This window comes from Kitasatospora misakiensis (genome assembly GCF_042656005.1).
GTDB lineage: Bacteria > Actinomycetota > Actinomycetes > Streptomycetales > Streptomycetaceae > Kitasatospora > Kitasatospora misakiensis.
The window spans coordinates 82594-89628 of sequence record NZ_JBHSOF010000038.1; the positions used below are offsets into that span (position 1 = coordinate 82594).

Annotated in this window: 9 protein-coding genes; 8 read left to right on the forward strand and 1 reads right to left on the reverse strand. The window is 68.4% G+C overall.

Annotated features, from left to right (window positions below; genetic code table 11):
* Positions 1-253 precede the first annotated feature (253 nt).
* The 7 genes from ACFP3U_RS25585 (at position 254) to ACFP3U_RS25615 (ending at position 5134) form a co-directional block, all read left to right on the forward strand.
* Positions 254-853: a TetR/AcrR family transcriptional regulator gene (locus ACFP3U_RS25585; protein ID WP_380228000.1), complete on the forward strand. Its 600-nt coding sequence runs from the start codon at positions 254-256 to the stop codon at positions 851-853.
* Entirely contained in the window at positions 850-1368 is a 519-nt protein-coding gene (locus tag ACFP3U_RS25590; RefSeq protein WP_380228001.1) for a GNAT family N-acetyltransferase, read from the forward strand. Before ACFP3U_RS25585 ends, ACFP3U_RS25590 begins: the two co-directional genes overlap by 4 nt.
* On the forward strand, positions 1365-2048 hold the full coding sequence (locus ACFP3U_RS25595) for an HAD hydrolase-like protein (protein ID WP_380228002.1): 684 nt from the start codon (positions 1365-1367) through the stop codon (positions 2046-2048). The genes ACFP3U_RS25590 and ACFP3U_RS25595 overlap by 4 nt, the downstream gene beginning before the upstream one ends.
* 85 nt (positions 2049-2133) lie before the next feature.
* Positions 2134-2598, forward strand: a complete 465-nt coding sequence (locus ACFP3U_RS25600; RefSeq protein ID WP_380228004.1) for an Lrp/AsnC family transcriptional regulator — start codon at positions 2134-2136, stop codon at positions 2596-2598.
* Between the two features lie 150 nt (positions 2599-2748).
* Positions 2749-3534, forward strand: coding sequence for a phosphotransferase family protein (locus ACFP3U_RS25605; protein ID WP_380228005.1), 786 nt, complete (start codon positions 2749-2751; stop codon positions 3532-3534).
* Positions 3503-3751, forward strand: a complete 249-nt coding sequence (locus tag ACFP3U_RS25610; protein WP_380228006.1) for a hypothetical protein — start codon at positions 3503-3505, stop codon at positions 3749-3751. The genes ACFP3U_RS25605 and ACFP3U_RS25610 overlap by 32 nt, the downstream gene beginning before the upstream one ends.
* A gap of 114 nt (positions 3752-3865) precedes the next feature.
* Positions 3866-5134 (forward strand): IS701 family transposase, encoded by a 1269-nt coding sequence (locus ACFP3U_RS25615; protein WP_380228011.1) that lies wholly within the window; start codon positions 3866-3868, stop codon positions 5132-5134.
* A gap of 242 nt (positions 5135-5376) precedes the next feature.
* On the opposite strand, the gene ACFP3U_RS25620 is transcribed toward ACFP3U_RS25615, so the two are convergent.
* Complete coding sequence (locus ACFP3U_RS25620) at positions 5377-6663, reverse strand: IS256 family transposase (protein WP_380228012.1); 1287 nt, start codon at positions 6661-6663, stop codon at positions 5377-5379.
* Between the two features lie 181 nt (positions 6664-6844).
* On the opposite strand from ACFP3U_RS25620, the gene ACFP3U_RS25625 reads away from it, so the two are divergent.
* The coding region (locus tag ACFP3U_RS25625) for a hypothetical protein (RefSeq protein ID WP_380228007.1) at positions 6845-7035 on the forward strand (191 nt) is incomplete at its 3' end.

The window sequence follows — 7035 nt, forward strand, 5'->3', positions numbered from 1 at the left end:
GCAGACCAAGGTGCTTCCGGCGGATCCCGGCGTGATCTGTCGAGCAGAACGCCGAATGCCGGACCGCGGTCATCAGCGCTTCTTCGACGTCGCGGACGCGATCATCACGTCCGGATCCTGATCCGCCGCGCCTGAACCGTCCTCCGCTGGGAGCCCCACCCAGATGGCGACCGCAAAACATCTCTGGCGCTGTCGGCACTCGTTGCGTAACATCGGTTGCGTAACGACTGTTCCACAACCGGGAGCGTGCCGCGTGCCCAAGCAGGTCGACCATGCGCAACGCCGCTCGGAGATCTCGGCAGCCGTGTGGCAGGTGGTCTCGGAGAGCGGCCTCGAGGGTCTGACCCTGCGGGCGGTCGCGGCCGCGGCCGGCTGCACGACCGGCATGGTCACGCACTACTTCCGCGACAAGAAGGCCCTGCTCACCCACGCCCGCGCCGTCATGCACCGCCGCATGGCCGACCGCATCGACGCGATGCCCGCTCGCGCGACAGCTCGGGAGCGCCTGTACGCCGTCGCCGAGCAGGCGCTGCCCCTGGATGAGGAGCGGCGACTGGAAGCCGTGGTCTGGTCGAACTTCCTGCTCACCACCCGCACCGACCCCGAACTCCTCCACGAACACACCGTCAGCCACGCTTCCTGGGTTCGCCGCCTCACCGGACTGGCCGGCGCAGCCCTGCCCGGACAGCCGGAGCCGCCCGGTCTGGAGGCGCGGGTCCGCAGCCTGGTCGCTTGCCTGGACGGCCTGGCCCTCAACGCCGTGACCGATCCCGAGGCCTACCCGCCGGACCTGCAGCGACGCGTCCTGGAAACCCAGCTGGACCTGATCCTCGAAGGGAACCACAGCCTGTGACCAGCAACGAACCGACCATCACCGAGGCCGCACCCGACGACCCCAGAATTCTGCGGCTCGTCCGGGACCTCGACACCGACCTCGCTGCCCGCTACCCCGATGAACCATGCACCGGCGGAGCTCACATCCAGCCCGGTATCCGCTTCTTCCTCGCCGAGATCGACGGCCGGCCCGTCGGCTGCTGCGCGATCCAGCCCTTCCCCGACGGCGCGGCCGAGCTCAAGCGCATGTACGTCGCACCGAGTGCCCGCGGACGCGGCATCGCCGCCCGACTGCTGGCCGAGGCCGAACACACAGCCGCCGGCCTCGGACACCCCGAGATCCGCCTGGAGACCGCAGTCCACCAGCCCGAGGCCATCGCCGTCTACACCCGGGCCGGCTACACGCGGATCCCCAACTACCCGCCGTATCAGGACAAGCAGCTCAGCCGCTGCTATGCCAAGCAGTTGCCGTTGCCCGAAGCCACCCCGGGGACGCCGCCCCCCGGCACCCGAAAGAAGGAGGTGCTCCCGTGAGACCCACCTGCCTCCTCCTTGACCTCGACGGCACCCTGGTGGACTCGGCCCCCGGCATCATCGCCAGCGTCGCCACCGCCCTGACCGCACTCGGCGTCCCCGTGCCCGACAGGGGAAAGCTGCTCACGTTCGTCGGCCCGCCCATGCACGACACGTTCCGCGACGTCGTCGGCCTGGACGAGCAGACCGCCAGGCGGGCCCTGCAGCTGTACCGGGCGCAGTACGCAGAGAGCGGCGCCCTGGACAGCAGGGTCTACGACGGGGTTCCCGAACTGCTGGAGGCACTGGCCGCTGCCGCTCTTCCCATGGCGGTCGCTACATCCAAGGTCGAGGACCAGGCCGAGCGGATCACCGAGCATTACGGCCTGGCCCCGTACCTGGCAACCGTGTGCGGAACCTCCGACGGGGCGGGGCGCACCAGCAAGCGCCAGGTGATCCGCGAGTGCCTTCGGCGCCTGCACGCCCAGCACGTCGACGTCTCCCGGCCCCTGATGGTGGGCGACCGCGGCTACGACGTGCAGAGCGCCGCCGCTGAGGGCATCCCGACCATCCGGGTGCTGTGGGGGTACGGGGACTCGTCGGAGTCGGCGGACGCCTACGCGACAGCCGACACCCCGCCTGCGCTGGCGCAACTCCTTGCGACCTCGCGTGAGTTGGAAGACAGCCGTTCCCGCTTCTGACGGGCTCCGCCTGCTGTACGCCCCCGGCGGCGCCCCGGGCTGCCAGGGTCGTGCCTTGATCGCGAAGGAGACGAGACCGTCCACCATGGATGCCATCGATGAGAAGATCGTCACCGAGTTGAGCCGCAACGCTCGCATCTCGCACGCCGAGCTGGCGAACCGCGTCCTCCTGTCGCGCAACGCGGTCCGCCAGCGCATCGAGCGCCTCGAGCGTGAAGGCCACATCGCCGGCTACACCATCGTCAGGTCCGGCGACGGGACCGGTGAGGGCGTCGTCTCAGCCCTGGTCCTGGTCTACCGCCAAGACCGCATGCGCGGCGGCGATGTCCTGGCCGCGCTCAAACGCATTCCAGAGGTGGTCATCTGCGAGATCCTCAGCGGAGAATTCGACATCATGGTGCGTATCGAGGCGCCGTCCCTGGAACGCGTCCGCACCATCTGGGAAGACGTAGCCCAGATGCCCGGTGTCCGGGACACGGTTACGGCACTCACCCTGTCCAGGGTGGTCAATCGCCTCCGAGGCGGGAGAAGTTCCGCGGCTGGCTCGTGACTCCCTGATCGCTGGCCATCGAGCGGACCCTTCGCACCCGCTGCCGGGCACCGCCATGCGCTCCTCCAACTGCGTTGCCTCAACCAGAACATGGTGTTGTCGCTGGCTGGAACCGGCTCTGGCCGCGAATCTCTCTGGACGGAGCGGCTCGTGATCGACATCATGGGAGCGCTCCCAGTGCCTCCTGCAAGCTTCGACCCCACCCGAAAGTGTGCCTCCATGCAGAGTCGGACCAAGCGCCGTCTGTCCCCGAGTGAACTCGACGCCCTGCTGCGCGCATCCACGGGAATCGGCTGCCGTCTGGAGTCCGAGCTGACCGACGGCTGGTTCAACACCGCCTACCGTGTTGTTCTCGACGACGGCCGCCCCGCCGTCGTCAAGCTCGCCCCGCCGGTCGATGTCGCGGTCCTGCGCTACGAACGCGGCATCATGGCCACGGAGGCCATGGTCTACCGGCGCATCCAGGCTCCTCCCGGGGGCGGGGTGCCGACGCCCGCCTTGCTGTACGCGGGCGAGGACTTCCTGGCCGTGTCCGTACTTGAGGGCGCCTCGTGGGACAAGGCAGCGGACCGCCTGTCGCCCGCCGCCCAGGCGGCGCTGCGCCGAGAACTCGGCGCGATCACCGCACGGCTGCACACCCTGGCACCGGAGGACGGCCGGTTCGGCTATCCGGCGGCCGAGTCCGGGATGTCCGCATCCGACTGGCGCAGGGCTTTCACGGCCATGGTGGACGCACTCCTCGACGACGCCGAGCGCTGGCAGTCCCCGCTTGGGGTGCCACCAGCCGAGATACGGACGCTGGTGGCCGAAGGGGGCTACGCGCTTGACGAAGTCACCGAGCCCCGGCTAGTACTCCAGTGTGACTTCGCGATCATGTTGGTCTCGCGGCCTACTCTTGCTGGCCATGGGCTACGACGTGCACATCACCCGCCGTGAGAACTGGTGGGATGAAGAGGGTCAGGACATCAGCGCGGCGGAGTGGGACGCGGTGATCGCTGCCGATCCCGGCCTCATGGTGGTTCCGCTGTGGTGGAACGCCGGACGGATCGTGTCCAAGAACCCGAGCGATGCGGTGATCGCGACGATGCGCGAGGTGGCGAAGGCGCTCGGCGCGCGGGTTCAGGGCGACGACGGTGAGTACTACGACGCCTGATGAGTGCGGCCACCGCGAGATGATCAAGGGTTTGTGTGGACTCTTGAAGATCGTGCGGTGGCCGCGGGCCATAGCGTAGACCCTGCTCGATGGCAGGCGTTGTTCGACCAGGGCATGGCTCGGATCGCGGGCCTGTTCGGGCGGGTGGAACCTCGGGCCACTGCCCGCGCCTATCTCCTCGGGTTGTTGTCCGGGACCGAGCGCAAGAACTGCTGGCAGCCGGCCGAGCACGCCGGCCGTCATCGTCCCGGTCCGATGCAGCGGCTGCTACGAACCGCCCGCTGGGACACGGCCGCAGCGCGCGACGAGGTCCGCCGCTACGTTGTGGACCATCTCGGCACCTGCGATGGTGTCCTGATCGTGGACGAGACCGGATTCCTGAAGAAAGGCCGCGGTTCGGCAGGCGTCCAGCGGCAATACACCGGCACCGCCGGTCGGATCGAGAACAGCCAAGTGGGCGTCTTCCTCGCCTACGCCTCCAGCAGGGGACGGGCGTTGATCGACCGCCGGCTCTACCTGCCCGAACACACATGGAGCAAGGACGCCGAACGACGCCGCAGGACCGGCGTGCCCGAAGACGTCGTCTTCGCGACCAAGCCCCGTCTCGCCCTGCAGATGATCACGGCGGCTCTGGATGCCGGAGTTGGCACGTCGTGGGTGACCGGCGACGAGGCATACGGCCAGGACCCCGGCCTGCGGGCCGGTTTGGAGGCCCGCGAGGTGAGCTACGTGCTGGCGGTCTCCTGCGCGACCAGGGTGCGGATCAACCAGGGCCGCACCCTGATCCGCGCGGACGAGGCCGCCGACCGGCTGCCCGCCTCGGCCTGGCAGCGGCAGAGCGCCGGTTCCGGGGCGAAGGGGCCCCGCTACTACGACTGGGCCTGGGTGCAGAACGGCACCGACGAGCACCGCCACCTGCTGGTCCGCCGCAATCCCACCACCAGCGAGCTCGCCTTCTACCTCTGCTGGTCCCCCCGGATCGTGCCACTTTCGGAGCTCGTGCGTGTCGCCGGTATCCGCTGGTGCATCGAAGAGTGCTTCCAGGCGGCCAAGGGCCAGGTCGGCCTGGACCACTACCAGGTCCGCAACTGGACCGCCTGGCACAGGCACGTCACCCTGGCCATGTTCGCCCTCGCGTTCCTGGCCGTGGCCACCGACGACGCAAGGCCGACCAGACCTGCGGATCCGAACCGTCCCGCCCGAAGCGGAGAACCGGTCGACCTGACCGTCCCGGAGATCCGCCGCTTGATCGGCGCACTGCTCAGCCCGCCGGTCACGTCCCTGAACGCGCTCCTGCACTGGTCGAACTGGCGCAGAAGCCACCAAGCTTCCGCACGTCGCAGCCACTATCGACGGCGACTTGCCATCCCCTCAAGCACGTAGATCGCGAAGTCACACTGGAGTACTAAGCGTGCGCCTCAGTAGGTGATGACGGCGCGGAATCGGACGTTGCCTTCGGTGACATTGGTGACGGCGTCGACGATCCGTTCCTTGGTGAAGGTCTTGATCGAGGGGGTGACCTTGCCGGATGCGGCGAGGTCGAGGGCTTCGGTGAGGTAGTTGAGGCCGATGTGGGTGGCGATGAAGGGTGTGTCCAGTGAACGGTGTAACTCGGGTGGTGTGAGTTACCGGCGGCCGACGGAGAGTCGGCCGTCGAAGGCGATGTCGAATGCCTGCAGTGCGGGCTTCCATCGCATGGTCCAGCGTTTGCGTCCCTGGCCGGTGGGGTCCAGGCTCATGACGGCCATGTAGACGCACTTCAACGCGGCCTGCTCGTTCGGGAAGTGTCCGCGGGCGCGGACGGCCTTGCGTATGCGGGCGTTGACCGACTCGATCGCGTTGGTGGTGCACACGATCCGGCGGATCTCGGCGTCGAACTGGAGGAAGGGCACGAACTCGGCCCACGCGTTCTCCCAAAGACGCACGATCGCCGGGTACTTGTCGCCCCATGCCTCCTGGAACTCCAGGAAGCGGTCCTCGGCGGCCTTCGCGGTCGGCGCGGTGTAGATCGGCTTGAGCGCCTTGGAGATCCTGTCCCAGTCCTGGCGGGCCGCGTACCGAAAGGATGCCCGCATCAGGTGGACCACGCAGGTCTGGGTGATCGCCTGCGGCCACACGGTCTCGATGGCGTCGGGCAGACCCTTCAAGCCGTCGCGGACGACCATGCACACGTCCGCGACGCCCCGGTTGCGGATCTCGGTCAGCACCTGGAGCCAGTACTTGGCGCCCTCGCCGCCGTCGCCGGCCCACAGGCCGAGGATGTCGCGGGTGCCGTCGACCGTGACCGCGAGAGCAACGTAGATCGGCCGGTTCGCCACCTGTCCGTCGCGGACCTTCACGTGAACGCAGTCGATGAAGATGACCGGGTAGACCGAGTCGAGCGGCCGGTTCTGCCACTCCGTCATCCCGTCGACGACCTTGTCGGTGATGGTGGAGATCGTCGTCTTGGACACGCTCGCGCCGTAGACCTCGGCCAGGTGGGCAGAGATGTCACCGTGCGTCAGGCCGCGCGCGGACAGCGACAGCACCATCTCATCCACGCCGGTCAGGCGGCGCTGGCGCTTCTTGACGATCTGCGGCTCGAAGCTCCCCTCCCGGTCACGAGGGACCTCGATCTCGACCGGGCCGACCTCGGTGAGCACGGTCTTCGACCGCACCCCGTTGCGGGAGTCGCCGCTGCCCGCGCCGGCCGGGTCGTGCTTCTCATAGCCGAGGTGCTCGGTGATCTCGCCCTCCAGGGCGGACTCCAGCACGCGCTTGGTCAGCTGCTGCGGCAGCCCGCCCTCGCCGGTCAGTCGCAGGCCGCTCGCACGAGCCCGGTCGACCAGCTTCCCGATCAACTGATCGTCCAGCAGGTCCACCGGCAGCTCGACCGGCCGGACCTCTTCAACCGCCTCAACGGAGACAGTCACGTCGCTCATCAGGTGCTACTTCCATGATCGGGAGTTACACCGTTCAAAGTACAGACCCTCGTGCGTCACCCAGCGGCTTCACCAAGGGCTGATCAGCGCCCTGGCGACAGGTGTCGTGTTCGGCACAGCGATCTGGGCCCAGGCATGGGCGTCTTACAGTTCAGCATCCAAGGCGCGGAGGATGACCCCGCTGCTCGGCCGTTCAGCGCAGATGCGCCGCGTCGCAACCAGTTCGGCCGCCGCGAGGCCCCTCTCCGAGGCGATCGCGTTGAGCACGCGGCTTGGTGTGAGCCGGCCGGGGCAGGCTGGCAGGCTGCACTCGCGGGCCCGTAGCCCACCGCGGCTGATTACCGCGAAGTGCCAGGGCGGCGG